15 protein-coding genes are annotated in these 21,575 nt (G+C 74.5%); 14 read left to right on the forward strand and 1 reads right to left on the reverse strand.

Annotation, left to right across the window (positions count from 1 at the left end; all coding sequences use genetic code 11):
- Window position 1 precedes the first annotated feature (1 nt).
- The 13 genes from IE275_RS41740 (at window position 2) to IE275_RS41800 (ending at window position 19,436) form a co-directional block, all read left to right on the forward strand.
- Complete coding sequence (locus IE275_RS41740) at window positions 2-2,782, forward strand: hypothetical protein (protein WP_189717914.1); 2,781 nt, start codon at window positions 2-4, stop codon at window positions 2,780-2,782.
- 52 nt (window positions 2,783-2,834) lie between these two features.
- On the forward strand, window positions 2,835-3,233 hold the full coding sequence (locus tag IE275_RS41745) for a GPW/gp25 family protein (RefSeq protein ID WP_189717915.1): 399 nt from the start codon (window positions 2,835-2,837) through the stop codon (window positions 3,231-3,233).
- Window positions 3,234-3,251: 18 nt separating this feature from the next.
- Window positions 3,252-5,468 carry a putative baseplate assembly protein gene (locus tag IE275_RS41750; protein ID WP_189717916.1) on the forward strand — a complete coding sequence of 739 codons (2,217 nt, stop codon included), beginning with the start codon at window positions 3,252-3,254 and terminating at the stop codon, window positions 5,466-5,468.
- A complete protein-coding gene (locus IE275_RS41755) occupies window positions 5,468-7,600 on the forward strand; it encodes a phage tail protein (protein WP_189717917.1) in 2,133 nt (710 codons plus the stop codon). Before IE275_RS41750 ends, IE275_RS41755 begins: the two co-directional genes overlap by 1 nt.
- Window positions 7,597-9,180, forward strand: coding sequence for a hypothetical protein (locus IE275_RS41760; RefSeq protein ID WP_189717918.1), 1,584 nt, complete (start codon window positions 7,597-7,599; stop codon window positions 9,178-9,180). Before IE275_RS41755 ends, IE275_RS41760 begins: the two co-directional genes overlap by 4 nt.
- A gap of 331 nt (window positions 9,181-9,511) precedes the next feature.
- The gene (locus IE275_RS41765) at window positions 9,512-11,836 is read left to right on the forward strand and encodes an ATP-binding protein (RefSeq protein WP_189717919.1); all 2,325 of its coding nucleotides are present in this window, start codon (window positions 9,512-9,514) and stop codon (window positions 11,834-11,836) included.
- The gene (locus IE275_RS41770) at window positions 11,833-13,335 is read left to right on the forward strand and encodes a hypothetical protein (RefSeq protein WP_189717920.1); all 1,503 of its coding nucleotides are present in this window, start codon (window positions 11,833-11,835) and stop codon (window positions 13,333-13,335) included. Before IE275_RS41765 ends, IE275_RS41770 begins: the two co-directional genes overlap by 4 nt.
- Window positions 13,332-14,762: a hypothetical protein gene (locus IE275_RS41775; protein ID WP_189717921.1), complete on the forward strand. Its 1,431-nt coding sequence runs from the start codon at window positions 13,332-13,334 to the stop codon at window positions 14,760-14,762. The genes IE275_RS41770 and IE275_RS41775 overlap by 4 nt, the downstream gene beginning before the upstream one ends.
- Window positions 14,763-14,820: 58 nt before the next feature.
- Entirely contained in the window at window positions 14,821-15,591 is a 771-nt protein-coding gene (locus IE275_RS41780; protein WP_189717922.1) for an AfsR/SARP family transcriptional regulator, read from the forward strand.
- A 156-nt stretch (window positions 15,592-15,747) separates the two neighbouring features.
- Complete coding sequence (locus IE275_RS41785; RefSeq protein WP_189717923.1) at window positions 15,748-16,734, forward strand: aldo/keto reductase; 987 nt, start codon at window positions 15,748-15,750, stop codon at window positions 16,732-16,734.
- 59 nt (window positions 16,735-16,793) lie between these two features.
- On the forward strand, window positions 16,794-17,375 hold the full coding sequence (locus IE275_RS41790) for a TetR/AcrR family transcriptional regulator (protein ID WP_189717924.1): 582 nt from the start codon (window positions 16,794-16,796) through the stop codon (window positions 17,373-17,375).
- 121 nt (window positions 17,376-17,496) lie between these two features.
- The gene (locus tag IE275_RS41795; RefSeq protein WP_189717925.1) at window positions 17,497-18,675 is read left to right on the forward strand and encodes an acyl-CoA dehydrogenase family protein; all 1,179 of its coding nucleotides are present in this window, start codon (window positions 17,497-17,499) and stop codon (window positions 18,673-18,675) included.
- Window positions 18,676-18,677: 2 nt separating this feature from the next.
- Window positions 18,678-19,436, forward strand: a complete 759-nt coding sequence (locus IE275_RS41800) for an SDR family NAD(P)-dependent oxidoreductase (protein ID WP_189717930.1) — start codon at window positions 18,678-18,680, stop codon at window positions 19,434-19,436.
- Window positions 19,437-19,439: 3 nt separating this feature from the next.
- Here the strand turns inward: IE275_RS41800 and IE275_RS41805 are convergent, their stop codons facing one another.
- On the reverse strand, window positions 19,440-20,225 hold the full coding sequence (locus tag IE275_RS41805) for a GntR family transcriptional regulator (protein ID WP_229871199.1): 786 nt from the start codon (window positions 20,223-20,225) through the stop codon (window positions 19,440-19,442).
- Window positions 20,226-20,633: 408 nt separating this feature from the next.
- Between IE275_RS41805 and IE275_RS41810 the strand changes: the two genes are divergently transcribed.
- A partial coding sequence (locus IE275_RS41810; protein WP_189717926.1) for a sugar ABC transporter substrate-binding protein occupies window positions 20,634-21,575 on the forward strand: 942 nt, incomplete at its 3' end.

Raw genomic sequence — 21,575 nt, forward strand, 5'->3', positions numbered from 1 at the left:
GATGGCGGGCCCCGCACCGGCCGAGCGGGTACCGGCACCGGCGCCGGCACCCGTACCGCCCGCACCCGCCCCCGTCGTTCCCGGTGCCGCTCCCGGTGCCGCGCCGGGCGCGCTCGCGGACGAGCTGTCCCGGGTACTCGTCCCCGCGGACGTACCCAAGGACGAACTGGCCCTGCGGGGCGGCGCCGAGCTGACCGCCGGCCCCGCCGTCTCCGCGTACCTGGACGCCAAGGGCAAGGAGGGCGGTCCGGTCAGGGTCCGGCTCGGGAACACCGCGGCCGGACCTCTGACGCTGCGCAGGACGGAGAAGGGCGGCCTGGACACCCCCGGAACGGCCTACCAGTGGATCCCCCTGCTCCACCCGCTGCTGCTGCCCCTGCGCGCCGAAGGCATCGAACCGGTGCTCGCGCTGCGCGTGCACGACGGGCTGCTCCAGGGGCACGCCTCCGCACGGGTCAAGGGCAGGCTGCCGGACGACCGGCGGGCGCTGCTGGAACGGATGGAGAACTGCACCAGGGCCCTGGGCTGGCTGGGCGTCGAGGGCCTGCGGCTGCCGAACGTCGAGAACGAACTGCGGGGCCCGACCCTCGTCGTGAGGGTCAGCGGCATGTCCTTCTCGCTCGGAGGCTTCCTGACGGCCTCCGGAGGATTCGGCATCGCCAACGAGATCGTCACCTTCGACGCGGTGGCGCGGGGCACGATCGGCGGCCTGGGGCAGGTGGAGGTACCGGTCTCCCGGGGCGCGGACGGCGCGCTGGCGGGGAAGGCGACGGCCGACGTGAAGCTGCGCGGGTTCGCCGGGCAGGTCACCGCCGCGTTCGGCGGCGGGAACGTCGACGTCCGCGGCACCGTGCGGTACACGAACGAAAAGTTCGACGGATCCGTGACGCTGGTGGCCACCGATGCGAAGTCCGCGAAGGAACTGACGGACGCGCAGCTTCCGGAACAGGTGAAGGCGGCGGGACCGGCCGCGGCCCCCGCCCCCGCCGTCGGCCCCGCCCCCGCCCCGGCGGCCCCCGCCGCCCCACGGACGGCGGAACCCGCGGGACCGCGCCCCGGCCCCCGCGTGCTCGCGGGCTGGGGCACCGTCGACGTCGCACTCGCGGACTGGCTGCGCGGCGAGGCGCTCGTGGTCGTCGACCACCACGGGGACGTGACCGTCATCGGCAAGATCCTGCCGAGGATGGACAAACCGCTGTTCGAGCAGAAGGACTACGTCAAGCAGCTGGCCCGGTTCGAGATCCGCGCCTCGTACGGGGTGCCGCTCGTCGGCAACGTCTTCCTGTTCGCCAACGTCGGTCTGGAGGCGCTCGCGAAGATCGGCCCGGCCACCCTGACGAAGATGGAGCTCACCGGGACCTGGTCGACCAAGCCGGAGGTGCTCAGGAGCTTCGGGCTCACCGCCACCCTCAACATCTCCGCCTTCGCGGGACTGCGGCTGAGGGCCGAGGGCGGGGCGGGCGTCGAGATCCTGGGCCACGACATCAAGACGGGCATCGGCCTGTGGGCCCTGGCCGGCATCCGCGGCTATGTGGAGGCCACGCCGACCATCGGCTTCCGGGAGGTCGCGGACCCGGCGGCCGGCAAGCGCGGCGAGTTCTTCGTCGCCGGGCACATGGAGATCGCTGCCCAGCCCTTCCTCGGGCTCGGCGGCGACCTCTTCGTCGAGCTGGACAGCCCGTGGTGGTCACCGGCGCCCGACCGACGGTGGACCTGGCCGCTGGGGCAGCTGGAGTACCCGCTGCCGGGACAGTTCGGCATCGGCGCGGACGTCGAGCACGTCCTGGGCTCGGGAAAGATCCCGGAGATCACCTTCGGGAAGGTGGACTTCAACGCGGAGAAGTTCCTGACGGACCTGGTCAACGACCACGTCCCGCCGAAGAGGTCCACGGGCGAGGAGGAGACGAGGGGCGCCTGGTCGGCACCGGGTGCCGCGGCCGCCCCGGCTGCCGCTCCGAGTGCCGTCCCGGGCGCGGCGCCTGCGGCAGCCGCCGTCAAACCGGTCGCGCCCGGCGCCAAGCCCGGCGCCCCGACCCCACCGGGAGCCCCGGGCGCCCCCCGCAAGGCGGGCAAGGAGGACGAGGCCGTTCCCTCCCCGGAGGTCATGGCCCGCTGGCACGGCGGCATGAAGGCCCTGGGCGACCTGCGGGAAAGCTCGCACACGAACCCGCTGGACCAGACCGAGATGGACGCGGCCCTCGCGGACCTGCGCACCCGCTTCGGGTTCACGGTGCTGACCGCCCGGCAGGCGGGCGACCGGTGGCAGATCCACGCCGAGATGAACCCCAAGAAGGATCTGTCGGACTTCTGGGCCGAGCAGGACGAGATGTGGGCCGTGCTTCAGGCGGCGTGGGAACGCGGCCAGGGCTTCGACCGGGAGATGTCCCGGCAGTATCCGATCCACCAGGTCGGCCTGGTGAACAAGAAGATCCTCGACGCGTACGTCCCCGGCAGGTTCATCATCTCCCACAAGGCCGCTCAGCTCATCGACCTGGGCGAAGGCCAATACGACAAGTTCCTGGACGAGTTCGGAGAGAAGTACGCGCCGGGGACGGTCATCGCCGGGACGCCGCACGCACGCGAGCACTTCCCGAAGCTCCAGGGCCGGCCGCTGAGGGGGCGGTGGGTGCTGGAACTCCCCGAGCAGGAGCAGTTCCCGGCCGGGTCCGGCAAATGGCGGAGGTTCCAAGCCCGGCTCTACCGGGCCGAGCTGAACAACGTGCTGGTGCGGGACTGCAACGGCCACGTCTACCACCCCGAGGTCGACAGCAACTTCCCCTGAGCCCGCCGCCGGCGGAAACGCCGCGGTGACGGTCCCCCAGGAGCATCGAGGCATGACCGTGAGCACAGCGACAGACGTCTGGCTCGGCACCGGCGTGCGGTTCCCGCTGCGGCCGCAGAGCGGCGGGGGGCTGGCCTGGGCCGGGGGCGAGGCCCTGATCCGGCAGTCGATCGAGACCATCCTCGACACCGAGCCCGGCGAACGCGTGATGCGCCCCACCTTCGGCTGCGGACTGCGCCGCTACCTCATGGAACCCAACTCCACCGCCACCCGCGCCGCGATCGCCGCCGAGATCACCGAGGCGCTCACCCGCTGGGAACCGCGGATCAGAGTGACGGAGGTCGACGTGACCCCCGGCGAGGAACGCACCCTGGTGTGGATCGACATCGCCTTCGTCCGGCTGGCCGATCTGCGCCCGGACAACCTCGTCTACCCGTTCTATCTGCGGTAGGGGCCAGGTGACGACCGTATGCCGCTGATCGGGCCCATCCTCGACGACCGTACCTTCGAACAGCTCAGGGACGAGCTGGTCAAGCGGATCCCGGTCTACGCCCCCGAGTGGACCGACCACAACACCGGCGACCCGGGCATCGCACTGCTCGAACTCTTCGCGCACCTCGGCGAGTCGCTGCTCTTCCGCTTCAACCAGATCCCCGACGCCACCAAGGTCGCCTTCCTTCGGCTGCTCGGCGTACGGCCCCGGCCCGCCCTGACCGCCCGTACTCTGCTGGTCCTCGACACCGAACGGCCCGAGGGCGTCCAGGTGCTGCGCGGTACCGAGGCCCGCGCGGGCGCCGTGGTCTTCGAGACCGAGAACGAGGTCGTCGCCTGGCCCCTGGAGGTCGGCGCCGTGGGAAAGACCGCCGCCCCCGAGGCGCCCGGCACCACCGAGGCCCGGCGTCGCGCCAACGCCCTCGACGCCCTCCCGGACGCGGTGCGGGCCCGTGTCAGGGCCCAGGAGCAGAGCGGTGTGAAACCGCTGTTCTATGTCACCACCGCCGTCCCCGACGACCCGCTCGCGGGCGACGGCCCGCCCCTCGACGTCAGCACCACCGTCGACCAGAGCCTGTGGGTCGCGCTGCTCGGCAAGAACACCACCGACCCGGCCCTGCTGCGCGGCCGGACGCTCTTCCTGGGCGTCGCCCTCGACGAGGAAGTCCCGCGTCCCTTCGACCTCGTGGCCCGGGACCCCGGTGACCCCACCCGGCTGCGTGCCGGCGACCTGGTCACCGCCCCGCCCGGGTTCCACTGGGAGCTGTGGAACGGGCCCACCGCCCCCACCGCCTTCGCCCCGCTCGCCGTTCTCGCGGACACCACCCGGGGGCTGACCACCACCGGGGTCGTCTCCCTCACCCTCCCCGAGGCCTTCCCGGCCCACCCCGCCGGCACCACCGGCGACGGCGGGCTGAACAGCCCCCCGCCCCTGGACGACGCCGACCTGGCCGCCCGGGTGGTCGGCTGGCTGCGGGTGCGCCGCCCGGCGGGCGAGAACGACGCCATCCACCGGGTCCGCTGGGTCGGCGTCAACGCCGTCGGCGCCGTCCAGGCCCGTACCGCCACGCCCGAACTCCTCGGCACCGGAACGGGCGACGCCGGCCAGGCGTACCGCCTCACCCGGCGTCCCGTCCTCGCGGCCTCCACCCGGCTGGAGGTGGAGGAACCCGACGGCTGGCGCCCCTGGGACGAGGTCGAGGACTTCGCCGCGAGCGGCCCGTTCGACCGGCACTACTCCCTCGACGCGGAAGCGGGCCTGGTCCGATTCGGTACCCGCTGCCGGGTCCCGCGCATCGGGGAACGCGTCCGCGTCACCTCGTACCGCCACGGAGGCGGCAGCACGGGCAACGTCCCGGCCGGCGCCGTCTCCTCCCTCACGGGTGTCACGGGCGCAAAGGTGCGCAACCCCCTGCCCGCCGCGGGCGGCGCAGACCCCGCCTCCCTCGCCGACGCCCTCGACGCGCTGCCCGCCGAGGTGCACCGCAGGGACCGGGCCGTCACCGCCGACGACTTCCGCTCCCTCGCCCTCCAGGTACCGGGCGTACGACGGGCCGAGACCCTTCCGCTGCTGCACCCCGACACCCCCACCCAGCCCGCCGCGGGCGTCGTCAGCGTGCTGGTCTTCCCCGCCGAGGACCTCCGCGACCCCGGCGCTCCGCTGCCCGACCTGGCCCTGCTGCGCCAGGTCGCGGCCCACCTCGATCCGCGCCGTCTCGTCACCACCGAGCTGTACGTGATCCCGCCCACGTACGTCGACATCGCCGTCTCCGTGGGCGTGCGGGCGCGCGAGGGCTACCAGCCCGACGCGGTGCGCCGCTGGGTGGAGCTGATCCTGCGCCAGTACCTCGCCCCGCTGCCGCCGTACGGGCCCGACGGAGCCGGCTGGCCGCTGGGAAGGGCGGTCCGCCGTGCCGAGCTCGAGGCCGTCGCCGCGCAGGTGGAGGGGCTGGAGTACCTCGAGGACGAGCTGCTGCTCGCCCGCCGTTCGGCGCCCGGTACCGGATCCGGAACCGGAGGCGCCGGGGAGTGGTCCGCGCTGCCCCTGGTGCCCCTGCGTCCCTGGGAAGTGCCGCGGCTCGCCGAGATCACCGTCGTCACCGGCGGCCCGCTGCCGGTCGGCACCGGGTACGGCTCACCGCCGCCGCCCCCCGGGGACCCCGTGATCGTCCCGCTGCCCCCGGAGGTGTGCTGATGCACGGCGACCGCGCCCTGAGCGTGCTGGCCGACCCCGACCAGTGGGCCCGTTGCCGCCACGAGTCCACCGCCCTGCTCGACGAGGGCGGTGTCTGCCTCGCCTGGCAGCCCGAACCGGAACCCGAACCGGAGCCGGCGGACGGGTACGGGCCCGCCGGACTCGCCTTCGACCGCTGGGGGCGCGCCTACCGTTCGTACCCCCGTACCGGCCGCGTCGAGACCGGAACGCGGACCACCGCGGCCCTCGGCGCGGACCGCCCCGGCACCCTGTGCGTCCCGCGCGGCCTCGCCGTCGACCCGGCCCAGCGGCTCTACATCTGTGAATCCGGAGCCGCCGCCGTCCATGTGGTCGACCTGTGGGGGGAGCGGCTGCTGCGCCGGGTTCCCGTACGCGACCGGGTCCATCCGCACCGCCGCCCGCTCGACGCCACCGCGCACCGCGGCGGCGCCGCCGTCCTGCTCACCCGGCCCGAGGGCATCGTCCTCCTCCAAGGCCGTCGCGGCCCCCTGCGCGGACCCGCCCTCCACCGGCCGCCCGGCGCCGAACACCTGCGCCCCACCCGCCTCGCCGACCACGCGGGCGTCCTGTACGTCCTGTGGACCGGCCCCGGCGGCGGACCGGCCGTCGTCGCCCGCGCCGACGGCAGCCGTGCCCTGACCGTCCCCGACGCCGGCGACCTCGGCCTCGCGCCCGACGGCACCCTCGTCGTCGCCCGCGCGCCCGGCCTGCCGTTCCGCCGCTTCCGCCCCGACACCGCCACCTGGGTCGAGCTCGAACCGCTGCGCCCCCACGGCTACGACGGCGGGGCCATGACGCTCGCCCCGGACGGACGGATCGCGTACACCACGCCCACCGGCATCGCCCGTACCACCTCGGCCGCCACCCGCTACCCGCCCACCGGCAGTGTGATCAGCTACCGGCTCGACGCCGGCGAGTACCGCACCCGCTGGGGCCGGCTCTTCCTCGACGCCTGCGTACCGCACGGCACCGAGGTCCGGGTCAGCTTCCTGACCACTGACGAGGACACCGTCACCGACGCCCTGCCCTGGGCCCCGCCCGGACACGGCCCGAGCACCGTCCCGCACCCCGAGGCCACCCCGCCGCTGCCGTCCCGCACCGAGTTCGACGGCCGGCTCTCCGCGAGCGGCGCGCTGTTCCGGCGGCCCACCGGACGGGAGTGGCCCTGGGCGCAGATCGCGCCCGACGACTCCTTCGAGACGTACGAGGCGCCCGTCCAGGCCCCTCCCGGCCGCTATCTGTGGGTCGTGCTGCGCCTTCGCGGCACCCGGCGCGCCACCCCCCGCGTGCGCGGCCTGCGCGTCGAGCGCCCCGGCCACCGGCTCGCCGCCCAGCTGCCCAGGTCCTGGAGCCGCGACGAGGCCGATGCCGAGTTCCTCCAGCGCTTCCTCGCCCCCGCCGAAGGGCTGCTGCACGAACTCGACGCGCGGGCCGCGCTGCGCACCGTGCTGCTCGACCCCACCGCCACCCCGCAGGAGGCGCTCGGCTGGCTCGCCTCGCTCCTCGGTCTTGTCCTGGACCGGCGCTGGCCCGTGGCCACCCGGCGGGCGTTGATCGGACAGGCGTACGACCTCTTCCGTATCCGCGGCACCGCGGCCTGCCTGGAACGGCTGCTGCGCCTGTACCTGCCCGTGCCGGTCGGTGTCGTGGAGAACTGGCGGCTGCGCGGTCTGGGCGGCGCCGTGCTCGGCACCGGGCCCGGCGGGCCGCCCGCCCCCGCCGTCGGCGGCGGGGCCGCGACCGGGGGCGCGCTCGGCCGGTTCACCGTCGGCGGCACCCGGCCCGGTGAGGACGGCTACACCGCCACCGCCCACCGGTTCAGCGTCCTGATCCCGGCCGAGCCGACGGCCGAGCAGATGGACGTCGTCCGCACCATCGTGGAGACCCACAAGCCCGCCCACACCGTCGTCGACCTCTGCCCGCTGGGCGCCGGCATGCGGATCGGCCGCGCCCTGCATGTCGGGCTGACCTCCGTCGTCGGCCCCGGCGCGGCCTGGGCCCCGGCCGTCGTCGGGGCCGTACGGGCCGGGGAGGACGGCGTCGTCGGCGTGCCGGCCGCGGGGTCCCGGGTCGGGGAGACCTCCATCGCCGGGGCGGTGAGGGTCGGATGAGCGAACCCGCCCTCGTCGTCGACCGGTTGTCCGCCACACTGCGGTACACCGGGGCGGAGCCGCCCCCGCCGGAACGGCTGGCCGCCCCGCTGCGCCGTGCCACCGAGGGCGGCGGGCTCGCGGACGCCCTGCGCGGGCTGCCGCTGCCGCCGGGCCGCTGGTGCGTGCCCCGGCTGGAGTTGACCGTGCCGCTGGACCTCGACCGCCCCGAGTCGGCACTGGCCCGCGACTGGGCGAAGGCGGTCGCGGCAGCGGTGGAACACCTGCTGCGCGAGGGGCGGGCGCAGGGGAGCCGGACAGGGCTCGTCCACTACCCCGACGACATGGCGCTCGTCGTCGACGCGGTGGCGGGGATCGCGACGGGCAGGCCGGCCCGGCAGTGGGCCTGGCGGCAGACCGGCCTGCTGCGGTCGCAGGACCCGGAGCCGGGTACCGCACCCGGCCCCGCGGTGCTGGCCCTGCTCGGCCGACGGCCGCACCTCGCGCCGGGCGCGGTGCTGCGGGTCGCCCGGGAGTACGGACTCGCGCCGTTGGACCGGGCGTTGGGCCGGGCGGGCTGGGCGGAGCTGGCCGCGCTGGTCGCCGTGCCGGCCTGGACGGATCCGGCGCCGTACCCGGCCCCGCCGGGCCGCACCGCCCCACGACCCGAGCAGGTGCCGGTTTTGGACCCGGACCGGCCCCCGGCCCCGGAACCGGTCATGCCGACCGCCGCCCCCGCCACGCGGGAGCTGGCACGGGCCCTGCTGGCCGGCTCGGTGCTCGCCGAGCTGGTACGCCGGTCCCGGCTGCGGTCGACCGCGCAGGTGCGGGCGGCCTGGGCGGTACTGGTGGCGGCCGAGACCGACCCGGCCGCGGTGCGCCGGCCGCCGCGGGCGGGGCTGCCGGCGCTGCTGGCCGAGGGACTCCGGGCGGCGGCCGCGGGCGAGCCGGTACGGCAGCCCGCGCCCGGCCCGGCGCCGGCACCGCACCCGTCGCCTCCCCGGGACACGACGCCGGTACGCCGCCCCCCGCAGCCGCCCGCTCGGCCGACGCCGAAGCCGACGCCCGAGCCGTCCGCCCCGCGACCCGAGGCCGACGGGCCGCTTACCCCTTGGGCCGGCCTGCTCTTCCTGCTCGCGACGGCACCGGAGGCCGGGCTGCCCGACCACGCCCTGGACGAACCGGCCCTGGCCGCCCGGCCGCTGCCGTGGACGCTGTACGCGGCCGGCCGGGCCCTCGCTCCGGCCGCCGCCCCCGACGACCCGGCCCTGCTGGCCCTCGCGGGCCTCGACCGGGACCGGTCCGCCCTGGTCCTGGCGGCCCTCCCGCCCACCGGGCCGGAGTCCGCCGCGATCGCCGGCCTCGCCGCGACCTGGGCCCGGGTGACGGCGTCCCGCCTCCACGGCGAGTCCGCGTGCGACACCTTCGCGGTGGTCGCGGCCCTCGCCCGCCGCCCCGGCCGGATCATCGCCGCCCCCGGCTGGATCGAGGCCCATCTCGACCTGTCCGACACCGACCCCGCGATCCGCCGCGCCGGCCTGGATCTCGACCCCGGCTGGATCCCCTGGCTCGGCGCGGTAGTGAGGTACGTCTATGCCTGACCCCAAGCCCCCGGCCCGGCCCGCCCGCCCACGCCTGTGGGAAAGGCTGCACCGTCCCGTGCGCCCCGCGCCCGAGGCCCCGGCCACCGCACGAGCCGATCCGGACACCGCCGGCACCGCCGGAACCGCCGAGTCCGCAAGGCCCGGTCCTGCTCCGGCCGGTCCTGCTTCTGCCGGTCCTGGCCCTGCCGGGCCCGCCGCTGCTGGACTTGCCCCCGCCGGGCACGCCCCGGCCGGTGCGGGCTCCGGCGGGGGCCGGTCACCGGAGTCGAAGCCTGCCGACCGGCCCGGGCCCGGCCCGGCACCCGAGGCCGCATGTGCCGACCCGACGGTGCCGGACGCCGACGGGGGCCACGGCGGGGCCGGGCCCGGCGCCGCCGGAGAGGGCCACGACGAGGACGGCCCCGGCACCGCCGACAGGGCCCACGACGAGGGCGGCCCCGCCGGCGCCGACAGCCCCGGCATCCCCGGCACGGTCGGCCGAGACCCGGACGGCACCGGCGTGGCGGTGGCCCCCGGGCCAGAGGTTCCCCCGGCGGCCGTCGGCAGCCTGCGGGCGACGTTGCAGTTCCCCGCCCGCCTCCCGGCGGAGCCGGCCGGCGTCGGGGGACCGGCCGAGACCCGCGACCGGGTCAGCCGGGACGTCGCCGCGCGGGTGGCCGGCGTGGCGCGGCGGTTGGCCGCCGTCGTGGAGCGGACGTGCAGCCCCGAGGCCGGGGCCGTCTCCGCCGGCTTCCTCAGGGAGTGGGCGGCGCTCACCCTCGCGCGGGCCCCGGCGGCGCGCCTCACCGACACCCCCCTCGACCGTCTCGCGCGGCACCACCGGCTCACCCCCGACGAGGTCGACCTGCTCCTGTTCGCCGGCCTCCCCGAGGAGCACGAGGGCCTCGCCCGCACGCTGCGCGCCATGCACCCCACCGGCGAGCCCCACCCCAGCGTCGGCCTCGCCTGCCTGCTCCTGGAGAACACCGACCGCGCCGCCCTGCGCCGCCTGCTGAACGAGGGCGCCGCGGTACGCACCGGCATCCTCGCGCTCTCCGGCACCGGCCCCTTCCACGAGCGTTCCCTCACCGTCGCCGACCGGCTCTGGGACGCGCTGCACGGACTTCCCGCCTGGCCCGAGGTGCTCGACCCCGTGGACCTGGGCCCGCCCGTCGCCGGACTCGACGGCTGGCTCCGGCTCCCCGAGAGCCGGCGGGCCGTGGCCGCGCTGGGCTCGGCCGACCCCCGGGTCCTGCTCGTCACGGCCCGGGACGAGGCTGTCGCCCTCAGCCGTTGCGCGGCCCTCGCCGCGGCCGCCGGGCTCGGGCTCGTCGCCGCCCGTGCCCGCCCCGACGACGCGCGGGCCATGGGCCTGCTCGGCCTGCACGCGGTGGTACGGGACTCCGTACCGCTGCTGGTGGCGCCGCACCCCGCGGCGGGAGGCGCGCCCGCCGTCCCCGCGCTGGGCCGGCTGCCCGGGCCGCTGCTGGTGTGCGCGCCGCCGGGTGCCGTACGGCCCGGCCCCGAGCGGCCCGTGCTCACCGTCCCCCTCGGCCCCGTCGGCGTCGCGGACCGCCGTGCCGCCTGGCGCGCGGCCCTGCCCGAGGCGCACCGGTCCGCGCCCGAACTCGCCGCCCGTCACCCCCTGGACCCCGCCCTGACCGCGCAGGTGGCCCTCGACCTGCGCAGCCGCGCCGCGCTGACTCCCGGGGACACCGGGGACACCGGGGACGCGGACGCCTGGGACGTCTCCGCCGCCATCCGGGCCCGCGCCGGGGCGCAACTCCCGCCGGGCGTCGACCTGGTAGGCCCGCGTGCCCGCCGGCCCCGGCTCGTCCTGACCGACGAGGCCGACGTACAGCTGCGGGACGCCGTGGCACGGCTGCGCCACCAGGCGCTGGTCCTTGACGACTGGGAGTTGCGCGAGGCCGCCCGCGCCTCCCGGGGCGTGCGGCTGCTGCTGACCGGCCCGCCCGGCACCGGCAAGTCCCTCGCGGCGGAGGTGCTGGCCGCCGAGGCGGGCCGGGACCTGCTGGTGGTCGACGGCTCCGAACTGGTCTCCAAGTACATCGGGGAGACCGAGAAGAATCTGGCGGCCTGCTTCGAGGTCGCCGAACGCACCCAGGCGGTCTTCCTCCTGGACGAGGCCGACGCCCTGTTCGGCACCCGCACCGAGATCTCCGAGGCCAACGACCGCTTCGCGAACATGGAGACGGCCTACCTGCTCCAGCGGTTGGACCGGTTCGACGGCCTCGCGGTGCTCACCACCAACCTGCGGCAGAACATCGACGCCGCCTTCATCCGGCGGATGGACTTCGTCGTGGAGTTCCCGCTCCCCGGTGAGGACGGACGGCACCGGATGTGGGACCTCCACCTGCCCGCTCCCCTTCTGGGCCCCGACGTAGACCTGCCCGCGCTGGCCCGGAGCTACCCGGTGCCGGGCGGCTGGATCCGCAACGCCGCGATCGGCGCCGCGTTCCGGGCCGCCGACGAGGGGGGCACGGTCCGGCAGCGGCACCTGGTGCAGGCCATGCGCCGTGAGTACGCCAAGGCGGGCCGGCCCTTCCCGGGCGAGCCGCCCCAGCCGCACGGGACCCCGTTCGACGCGCGGGCCGCGCAGGTCCTCGCCGCGGCGGCCCCGACCACCGCACCCACCCAGAAGGAGAGCTCATGACGGCGCTCGGCACCCACCACGGCGACACGGGCGCCTGCGATCCCGGGCTCTGTGCCGGGGACGAGCCGCCCGTCAACCCGTTCCTCGCGCTGCGCGTGGCGTTCGGGATGCTGCTCGGCGAGGACGACTTCCGCGTCCTGATCGGCAACCCGCGCGGCAAGCTCATGCTGCACCAGGCCTGGCAGCACGGCCCGGGTGTGGTCCGGGGGCTGCCCGTACGACGTCAGGGGGACGAACTGCGGGTCGGGGCCGGGCTGGGCGTGGACGGGCTGGGCCGCGAGGTGCGCCTGGAGAGCTCCTGGTGCCTGTCCCTGTCGGAATGGGCGAAGACCTGGATCGAGACCCACCCGGCGGAGCCGGACGGGGAAGGCACGGCCGCGGGCCCCGTCCCCACCGGCCGCCGGACCCACGGCGAGGACGACGGGGACGACAGGGACGACAGGGACGACGGGGACGACGGGGACGACAGGGACGCGGACGACGACGAGCCCGACCCGCCCGGCCACCGCACCCTGCGAGCCTGGGTCGTCGCCGAGTTCGCCTCCTGCCCGGACCGCCCCGTGCCCGCCCTGGCGGACCCGTGCGACGTGACCCGGCGCCACGACGACTTCTCCCGGATCGTGGAGAGCGCCCGGATCACCGTCCGCGAGGACCCGCCGCCGCCCCGGCTCCCGTACCGCCGGGTACGGGTTCTGCTCGGCCTGGCGCAGCCGCGGCAGGACGACCCGGCCGACCAGGAGGCGCGGACGACGGCCGAGCGGGTCGCCCGGGTACCCGCCGGGCAGCGGGCCGAGGCACTGCTCGCCGCCTTCCGGCGGCTGGCAGCCAAGGACGTCACGGAGCTGGCGCCGGAGCAGGAGCAGGGCGAGGCCTGCCCGACGTGGGCCCCGGTCACCGAGGACCACGCGGGGATCCTCCTGGCCGAACTGACCGTCGGGATCACGGAGTACGACGGCTGCGTGCGCGTCGGGGACGTGGCGGTGGACCCGTACGTGCGCACCGCCGTCCTGCCGACCACCACCCTCCAGGAACTGGTCTGCGGGCTGGCCCCGGGGCTGCTGGGCGCGGCCGGGGAGACGGACGCGGGCGGTCCACGGGTGATCCCCGCCTCGCTGGCCTGGAACGAGGACATGACCAGCTTCAGCTTCAAGGTCACCAAGCCCCTGGCGGCCGGTTCCGCCGAACCCGAGAGCGTCGAGATCAGCTCGCTCTCGGCCCATGGGCGCGGCTGGGCCACCGACGAGGTGGACGAGGTCCAGCTGACGGCCGACGGCCGCACGGTGGTGGTCGACCTCGACCAGCCCCCCGCCTACGAGACCGTACGCATCCGGATCCACGGCACCGGCCCCAAACCGCTCTTCGGGCGTGATCCCCAGGTGCCGCTCGCCGGTCTGGTCGGCGGGCCGCCCGGCGGCAGGCACGAGGGGCATGACGCCGTCATCACCCATCATCTGCCGCGCTCGGCGCGGGAGTCGGCCGCCGGAAGGACCGAAGCATGACCACCACCGAACCCCCCGTGACGGGCACGGCCCCCGGGCCCGGGTCCGACGGCAGCCCGGACACGGCGGGCGGCGGGATCGAACGGCTCCATGCCTTCGACGGCCTCTTCCTGCGCGCCGAGCACCTCAACCGCATCCAGGACCACACCGAGGCCCACGCCCGGGCCCTGGGCGAGGCCGGCGGTCCGGGCGTGGTCGAGGGCTTCACCGTCGTGCTGGAGGACGACGCCCTGCACGTGGGCGCGGGCCTCGCCGTCACGGCGGACGGCGTCGGCTTGCGTTCGGGGCGCATGGTGCGCCTGCCGCTGCCGACGGGCGGCTTTCGCGAGGACGGCTTCTGGTGGGTCGAGGCCGCCCCCGCGACCTGGCAGTACGGCGAGGCCCCGGTCCAGGGCGCCTACTGCGACGACCCCTGCTCCGGCTCCGGCACCGTCCGCCGCCCCTATGAGGTGGAGGGCGTCCGGATCCGGCTGGTCGAGGCCCTCGCCGAAGGCCTGGGCGGGCAGCCGGCCAAGCACCGCCGCAACCACCTCGCCAACTGGTGGTTCCGCGTTGAGCGGCTGGCGGCCGACCCCTGGCCGTACCGCTCGGACGCGCTCGACCTCCCCCGGGACTGGGAGCCGCCGGGGGTGGCGGGCAAGCCCGCGGGGGTCCGGCTCGCCGCGCTGATCACGCACGGCGACGGGACCTGGGACACGGACACCTGGACCGCCCGCCGGGACCGGGGCGCGCCGTCGGCCGAGCGCCACTGGCAACTGCGGCTCGGTATGCGGCCCTGGGATGTGTTCATGGCCCAGATCCTCCAGTTCCAGGCCCAGTTGGCGGACGTGACGGGCGAGTCGGGCGTGCCCGGGGGCGAGTTGGGCCCGCTGGTGCACACGCTGCTGAGGCTCGGTGATCAGGACTACCTGAAGAAGCGCACCAAGGTCGAGATGGGGCAGGACCTGGCCGAGCTCGCCGAGGGCGTCCGCGCCGGCCGGTACGGCGCACCCATCCGTCCGGGCCAGGGCGTTCACGCGCTGCGGGACCTGGGGATCGACGAACTCCCGCCCGCCGGCTACCTGCCCGTCGAGTACCGGGATCCGGCGGAGTGGTACGAGGAGCTGCGGCTGTGGATGAGCACGTACCTGGGCGACCGGGTCGAGCTGCGCTACTGCGGGGTCACCGTCGCGGACGTCGCGCGGGCGGTGGAGGAGGCCCGGCACCGGGACCGCATCCGGCTCGACGGGCGAGCGAGGCTGGAGGTGCCCGTCGACATCCTCGTCCCGATGGGCCCGCAGGAGCAGCCGGCCACCCGCTGGGTGGCGTTCGTCCGCAGGGAACGACGCCGGTGCACCGAAGAGGGATGGCAGCCCGGTCCGGACACGCCGCACGAGGACACCGACGGGTCCGTGGACGTCGCGCTGGGTGACACGACGGTGACGTAATGGTGACGTAACGCCCATAACATCGGGCCGGTCGGACTGCTACCAGGAGGCCGCGCACATGAATCCGCAGTTCCTCGAGTCGCCGGTCCGGATCCCCAGGCAGATGGACGCGCCGGTGCTTCATCTCCTCGGTGGTCCGAGAGTCGTTCACCTGGGCAGATGGCTGGACGTGCCCGAGGGGAGCAAACGACTGCTCGCCTTCGTGGCCCTCAACGGCGGCCGTGTCGAGCGGCGGCACGCGGCGGGCACGCTGTGGCCGGCAGGGGAGGATCAACGGGCGGCCGGGAACCTGCGTTCGGCGCTCTGGCGGCTGAAGGCGGCCGGGATCGACCTGCTCGACTCCGACAAGTGCTCACTCTGGGTGCGCGAACACACGGTGATCGATCTGTACGTGCTCTACGGCTGGGCGGGGCGCCTGATCGCCGGCACTCCCACCAGCGAGGACCTGTCGGCGCTCAAGTGGCGTACCGACGCGCTGGATCTGCTGCCCGGCTGGTACGACGACTGGGTGCTGCTGGAGCGCGAGCGGGTGCGGCAACGCCTGCTGCACGCCCTGGAGGCGCTCAGCCGCGAGCTGGCGCGGGCCGGCCGGCACGCGGAGGCCGTCGAGTCGGCGCTGGTGGCGGTGGCCGCGGAGCCGTTGCGTGAGAGCGCCCAGCGAGCCCTGATCGAGGCCCACCTGGCGGAGGGGAACCTGGTGGAGGCGATGCGCACGTACGCCGCGTACCGCGGCCTGACCCGGCGCGAGCTGGGCGTCGGGCCGGGCATGGAGCTGTCCGCCCTCATGGACCGCGCGTGCAAGTCCCTGACGTACAGCTCCTCCTCCTGACGTACGTTCCGGGGTCCCTGCGCGCTCTCGCCCCACCGACGGCCGCTCGCGGCCGGTCGGCGTGCCGAACCCCTTGCCTTGAAGCGCACTTCACGTTGAAGACTCCCCATCGAGCCGGAGCCGACCGACGGATCCGGCCGAACGGGAGGGTTCCTCATGAAGTACCGCACCCTGGGCGCCGACCCCGCCACCCGCCGCGAGGTGAGCGTGCTCGCGCTCGGCGCGATGCTGTTCGGGTCGCTGACCGACGAGAAGACGTCGTTCGCGATCCTCGACCGGTTCGTCGAGGCGGGCGGGACCTTCGTCGACACCTCCGACAACTACGCGTTCTGGGTGGACGGCGGCCAGGGCGGCCAGAGCGAGGAACTCCTCGGCCGCTGGCGCCGCAGCCGCGGCATCGGCGACGAGATCGTGATCGCCACCAAGCTCGGCGCCCGCCCCCTCGCCCCGGGCACCGGCTACACGGACAACCCGGAGGGCCTCTCCGCGAAGGTGATCCGCGAGTCGGCCGAGCGCAGCCGGGAGAGGCTCGGGGTGGAGCGGCTGGACCTGCTGTACGCGCACATCGACGACCACACCGTCCCGCAGCGCGAGACCGTCGAGGGGTTCGCGGCGCTGGTCGCGGAGGGCACGGTGGGCCTGCTCGGGGTGAGCAACCAGGCCGTCTGGCGGGTCGAGCGGGCCCGGGCCCTGGCCGCCGCGGCCGGGCTGCCCGGCTACGAGGTGCTCCAGTACCAGCACAGCCATCTGCGCCCGCGCTTCGACGTTCCGAGCGATCTCTTCCCGGACGGCAGCCTCGGCCACGCCGGCCCCGAACTCCTCGGCTATCTGCGGGCCGAGCCCGCTCTCACCCTCGTCGCCTACTCGCCGCTGCTCGCCGGCGCCTATGTGCGCCCGGACAAGCCGCTGCCGGCCGACTACGACCACCCCGGCACCCCGGCCCGGCTCGCCGTGCTGCGGGAGGTCGCGGGGGAGACCGGCGCCACCGTCAACCAGGTCGTCCTGGCCTGGCAGTTGGGCGGCGAGGCGCCGATCGTCCCGCTGGCGGGGGCGTCGTCGGTGGCCCAGCTGGAGGAGAACCTCGCCGCCGTGCACCTGGAGCTGACGGCGGACCAGCGGGCCCGGCTGGACTCCGCGCACTGACGCGGGCCGGCCGGGGGGAAGGCCGTCCGGGTGCGGCGGGGGGCGGCTACGCTGGGATCATGCCGTCCACCCGCCGTACCGCCCGACAGGCCGACCTGCTGGAACGACTCGTCGCGCTGGTCACGGCGGAGGGGTTCTCCGACCTCACCCTGGACGACCTCGCCGTGCGGCTGCGCTGCTCCAAGACCACGCTGTACCAGCTCGCCCGCAGCAAGCAGGGGCTGGTCGTGGAGGCCGTCAAGCACTACTTCCGCGGGGCGACCGAGGCCGTCGAGAAGCGGGTGGCGCAGACCGTCGAGCCGTCCGACCGCGTCCGCGTCTACCTCACGGCCGTCGCCGAACAGCTGCGCCCGCTCTCCCGCCGCTTCCTCGACGACGTGGCGGACTTCCCGCCCGCCCGCGAGGTCTACGAGGCCAACACGCGGATGGCCGCGGAGCGGGTCCGGCAGCTGATCGCCGAGGGTGTGTCCGGCGGCGCCTTCCGTGATGTGCACACCGCCTTCGTCGGCGAGGTCGCCGCCGCGACCATGCGCCAGATCCAGCAGGGCGAGCTGAAGGCCCGCACCGGGCTGTCGGACGCCGAGGCGTACGAGCAGCTCGCCTCGCTGATCGTGCACGCCGTCTCGGCCGCCTCTTCCTGACGCACCCGCCGATGTCCCCGCCGCTTCCCGGCTGGCTGTGCCACGGCCGCGTGCAGTACTGTTAATGATACGTGCGTACGCACTCCAGTATCATTCCCAGTACTACTCCGTGGAGGTCGCCATGCCTGCCACTCGCGCCCTGCCGACCGAGGAGGCCGTCGAGCTGATCCAGCTCACGCGCACCCTCGCCGTGAAGGAGCTCGCACCCCGGGTGGCCGACGCGGAGGCGGAGGCGGCCTTCCCCCGGGACGTCTTCCGCACCCTCGGCCGCAGCGGCCTGCTCGGGCTGCCGTTCGCCGAGGAGGACGGCGGGGCGGGCCAGCCGTACGAGGTCTATCTCCAGGTGCTGGAGGAGGTCGCCGCGGTCTGGTCGAGCGTCGCCGTGGGCATGTCGGTGCACGCCCTGTCCTGCTTCCCGCTCGCCCGGTTCGGCACCGCCGAGCAGCGCCGCCGCTGGCTGCCGGACATGCTCGCCGGTGAGCTGCTCGGCGCGTACTGCCTGTCCGAGCCGCACGCCGGCTCCGACCCGGCGGCCATGCTGACCCGCGCGGTCCGCGACGGCGACGACTACGTCCTGAACGGCGCCAAGGCCTGGACGACGCACGGCGGGTACGCCGACTTCTACACGGTCATGGCCCGCACCTCCGACGACCGCACCCACGGCATCTCCTGCTTCCTGGTCCCGGCGGACACCCCGGGGCTCAGCGCCGACCCGCCGGAGCGGAAGATGGGTCTGACGGGCTCGGCGACGGCCACCATGCGGCTGGACGACGTCCGGGTACCGGCCGAGCGGCTCATCGGGGAGGAGGGGCAGGGTCTGAAGATCGCGCTCGCCTCCCTCGACCACGGCCGCCTCGGCATCGCCGCCGTGGCCTGCGGCCTCGCCCAGGGCGCCCTCGACCACGCGGTGCGCTACGCGCGGGAGCGGGAGACCTTCGGCAAGCCGATCATCGAGCACCAGGGGCTGGCGTTCGTGCTGGCCGACATGGGCGCGGCGATCGAGTCGGCGCGGGCCACCGCGCTGGCGGCCGCGCGGCTGAAGGACCTCGGCCTGCCCTTCACCCGGGAGGCGTCGATCGCCAAGCTCGTGGCCACCGACAACGCCATGAAGGTGACGACGGACGCCGTGCAGGTCCTCGGCGGGTACGGATACACGCGCGACTTCCCCGTCGAGCGCTATATGCGCGAGGCCAAGGTCATGCAGATCTTCGAAGGAACCAACCAGATCCAGCGGATGATCATCTCCCGTGCGCTGGACCGTAACGAGGGCGGTGTGCTCACCGTCCTCGGCAAGGAGTGATGATGCAGCTCGCCCACACCGCCGCCCTCGTCACCGGCGGTGCGTCCGGCCTCGGCGCGGCCACCGCGAAGGCCCTCGCCGCCGGCGGCGCCCGGGTCTTCGCCCTCGACCTCAAGTCCGGCATCGACCAGGCGCCCGAGGTCGACGGCGTCACCTACGTCCCCACCGACGTCACCGACCCCGAGCAGGTCCGCGCCGCAGTCGCCACCGCGGCCGGCTCCGGCGTCCCGCTGCGCACGGTCGTCAACTGCGCCGGCATCGGCCCGTCCGCCCGGATCCTCGGCAAGAAGGGCGTCCACGACCTGGGCCTGTACGCCAAGGTGATCCAGGTCAACCTGATCGGCACCTTCAACGTGCTGGCACTCGCCTCCGAGGCCATCGCCGAGACCGAGGCCGACGAGAACGGCCAGCGGGGCGTGATCGTCAACACCGCCTCCATCGCCGCCTACGACGGCCAGATCGGCCAGGCCGCCTACTCCTCCTCCAAGGGCGGTGTCGTCGGGCTGACCCTGCCCGCCGCCCGTGACCTGGCGCAGTACGGCATCCGGGTGTGCACGATCGCCCCGGGCATCGTGGAGACGCCGATGCTGGCCACCGTCTCGGACGAGTTCCGCGCCGGGCTCGCCGCGGGCGTGCCCTTCCCGCGCCGGCTGGCCCTGCCCGAGGAGTACGCCAAGCTCGCCCTGGCCATCGTCGACCACGACTACCTCAACGGCGAGACCATCCGGATGGACGGTGCGCTGCGGATGGCCCCGAGGTAGTCCTCAGGTCCTGACCAGCAGCTGGAAGTCGAACGCGTACCGGGACGCACGGTAGATGTGCGTCCCGTACTCGACCGCGCGCCCGGTGTCGTCGTACGCCGTGCGCTGCATGGTCAGCAGGGCCGCGCCCTCCTTCTCGGCGAGGAGCGCGGCCTCCTCGGGGTCCGCCGCGCGGGCGCCGATGGTCTGACGGGCGCTGTGCAGGGTGATGCCGGTGAGCCGCATCAGGTGGTAGAGGCCGGTCGCCTCCAGCCGGGCCGTGTCGAGGTCCAGCAGGGCCGGGGGCAGGTAGTTGCACAGGAACGCCACCGGTTGTCCGTGCGCCGAGCGCAGCCGCTCCAGGAGCGTGACCTCGGCGCCCTCCGCGATCCCCAGGGCGGCCGCCACGTCGGCGGTCGCGGGGACGTGTTCGTTGCGCACGACCTGCGTGGTGGGGCCCTGTCCGGCCGCCTCCAGGTCGTCGTAGAGGCTGCTGAGTTCCAGCGGTCGCTTCACCTGGCTGTGCACGACCTGCGTGCCGACGCCGCGGCGGCGCACCAGGAGACCCTTGTCGACCAGGGACTGGATCGCCTGGCGGACCGTGGGCCGGGACAGGCCCAGGCGGGTCGACAGGTCGATCTCGTTGCCGAGCAGATTGCCGGGAGCGAGGGCGCCGTGCTCGATCGCCGACTCCAGCTGCTGGGCGAGCTGGTAGTACAGCGGCACCGGGCTGGAGCGGTCGAGCGCGAAGTGCAGTCCGTCCAGCGCCGAGCCGGCCACCGCACGGGTCCGTTCACCGGTCTTCGCCATCGAGGGCACCTCCTGCGTCGGCCGCGTTGCGGACTCGTGCTCCAACATCCCCGAATCGTCCACGCGTACGAGGGGTACGCCCGTGCGCAGCGGGTAGATTTCGCCCCCGGTACGACCCGTGGCGTCTCTCAGGTGTAGGTCCCCGCGGCCCTCTGTGTCAATGGTTTGTTCTTACATTCGGACCTGCTCGTGAAATGATGTCTTAACAAAGTATTGACAGTGGGCTCGCCAAGGGAGTTTGATCCCGTCCCAACAGCGCACAAACCGAGTCCACGTCACCCGAACAGTCGCGGACCCGGCCCCATGGCCCCACCCTGAGCAGTAGCGGGCCACTGATCCTAGAGATCGCCTCCCATTTCCTCGTGTTCCCCCGTGTTTTCCTCCGTCGCACAGTGAGGTGCAGGAAAGATGGACAGCTCTTCGCCCCGTTCCCGCAGAATCGCCCCGGTCGTGGCCATGGCCGCAGCGGTGGCCCTGACCCTCGCGGGCTGCTCCAGCAGCTCGGGCGGGAAGAAGTCCGAGGAGAGCGCCGACGGCGCCTCCGCGGGCAAGGCGAGCACCCCGCAGATGACGGTGGCCCTGGTGACCCACCAGTCGCCCGGTGACACCTTCTGGGACATCGTCCGCAAGGGCGCCGAGGCCGCCGCGGCCAAGGACAACGTCAAGCTGGTCTACTCCGCCGACCCGAGCGCGGGCGGCCAGGCCAACCTGGTGCAGAACGCGATCGACCAGAAGGTCGACGGCATCGCCGTCACCCTCGCCAAGCCCGACGCCCTCAAGGACGTCGTCGCCAAGGCGAAGGCCGCGAACATACCCGTGGTCGGCCTCAACTCCGGTGTGAGCGACTGGCAGAAGCTCGGTCTGATGGAGTTCTTCGGCCAGGACGAGACCGTCGCGGGTGAGGCGCTCGGCAAGCGGCTCAACGAGGCCGGCGCCAAGAAGGCCGTCTGTGTCATCCAGGAGCAGGGCAACATCGGCCTCACCCAGCGGTGCGACGGTGTGAAGAAGACCTTCTCCGGCTCCACGGAGGTCCTCTACGTCAACGGCACCGACATGCCCTCGGTGAAGTCGACGATCACCGCCAAGCTCACCCAGGACAAGGCCATCGACTACGTCGTCACCCTCGGCGCCCCCTTCGCGCTGACGGCCGGTCAGTCGGTGACCGACGCGGGCAGCAAGGCCAAGGTCGCCACCTTCGACCTCAACAAGGACCTGACCAGCGCCATCAGCAAGGGCACCGTCGAGTTCGCGGTCGACCAGCAGCCGTACCTCCAGGGCTACCTCGCCGTGGACTCGCTGTGGCTCTACAAGAACAACGGCAACTACATGGGCGGCGGCGAGGCTCCCGTG

Source organism: Streptomyces phaeofaciens (assembly GCF_014648915.1).
GTDB classification, from domain to species: domain Bacteria; phylum Actinomycetota; class Actinomycetes; order Streptomycetales; family Streptomycetaceae; genus Streptomyces; species Streptomyces phaeofaciens.

What these genes read in the sequence shown, in the direction of transcription:
- IE275_RS41740 (WP_189717914.1), top strand. Translation starts at nt 2, where the DNA reads ATGGCGGGCCCCGCACCGGCCGAGCGGGTACCGGCACCGGCGCCGGCA.
- IE275_RS41745 (WP_189717915.1), top strand. Translation starts at nt 2,835, where the DNA reads ATGACCGTGAGCACAGCGACAGACGTCTGGCTCGGCACCGGCGTGCGG.
- IE275_RS41750 (WP_189717916.1), top strand. Translation starts at nt 3,252, where the DNA reads ATGCCGCTGATCGGGCCCATCCTCGACGACCGTACCTTCGAACAGCTC.
- IE275_RS41755 (WP_189717917.1), top strand. Translation starts at nt 5,468, where the DNA reads ATGCACGGCGACCGCGCCCTGAGCGTGCTGGCCGACCCCGACCAGTGG.
- IE275_RS41760 (WP_189717918.1), top strand. Translation starts at nt 7,597, where the DNA reads ATGAGCGAACCCGCCCTCGTCGTCGACCGGTTGTCCGCCACACTGCGG.
- IE275_RS41770 (WP_189717920.1), top strand. Translation starts at nt 11,833, where the DNA reads ATGACGGCGCTCGGCACCCACCACGGCGACACGGGCGCCTGCGATCCC.
- IE275_RS41775 (WP_189717921.1), top strand. Translation starts at nt 13,332, where the DNA reads ATGACCACCACCGAACCCCCCGTGACGGGCACGGCCCCCGGGCCCGGG.
- IE275_RS41780 (WP_189717922.1), top strand. Translation starts at nt 14,821, where the DNA reads ATGAATCCGCAGTTCCTCGAGTCGCCGGTCCGGATCCCCAGGCAGATG.
- IE275_RS41785 (WP_189717923.1), top strand. Translation starts at nt 15,748, where the DNA reads ATGAAGTACCGCACCCTGGGCGCCGACCCCGCCACCCGCCGCGAGGTG.
- IE275_RS41790 (WP_189717924.1), top strand. Translation starts at nt 16,794, where the DNA reads ATGCCGTCCACCCGCCGTACCGCCCGACAGGCCGACCTGCTGGAACGA.
- IE275_RS41795 (WP_189717925.1), top strand. Translation starts at nt 17,497, where the DNA reads ATGCCTGCCACTCGCGCCCTGCCGACCGAGGAGGCCGTCGAGCTGATC.
- IE275_RS41800 (WP_189717930.1), top strand. Translation starts at nt 18,678, where the DNA reads ATGCAGCTCGCCCACACCGCCGCCCTCGTCACCGGCGGTGCGTCCGGC.
- IE275_RS41805 (WP_229871199.1), bottom strand. Translation starts at nt 20,225, where the DNA reads ATGGCGAAGACCGGTGAACGGACCCGTGCGGTGGCCGGCTCGGCGCTG.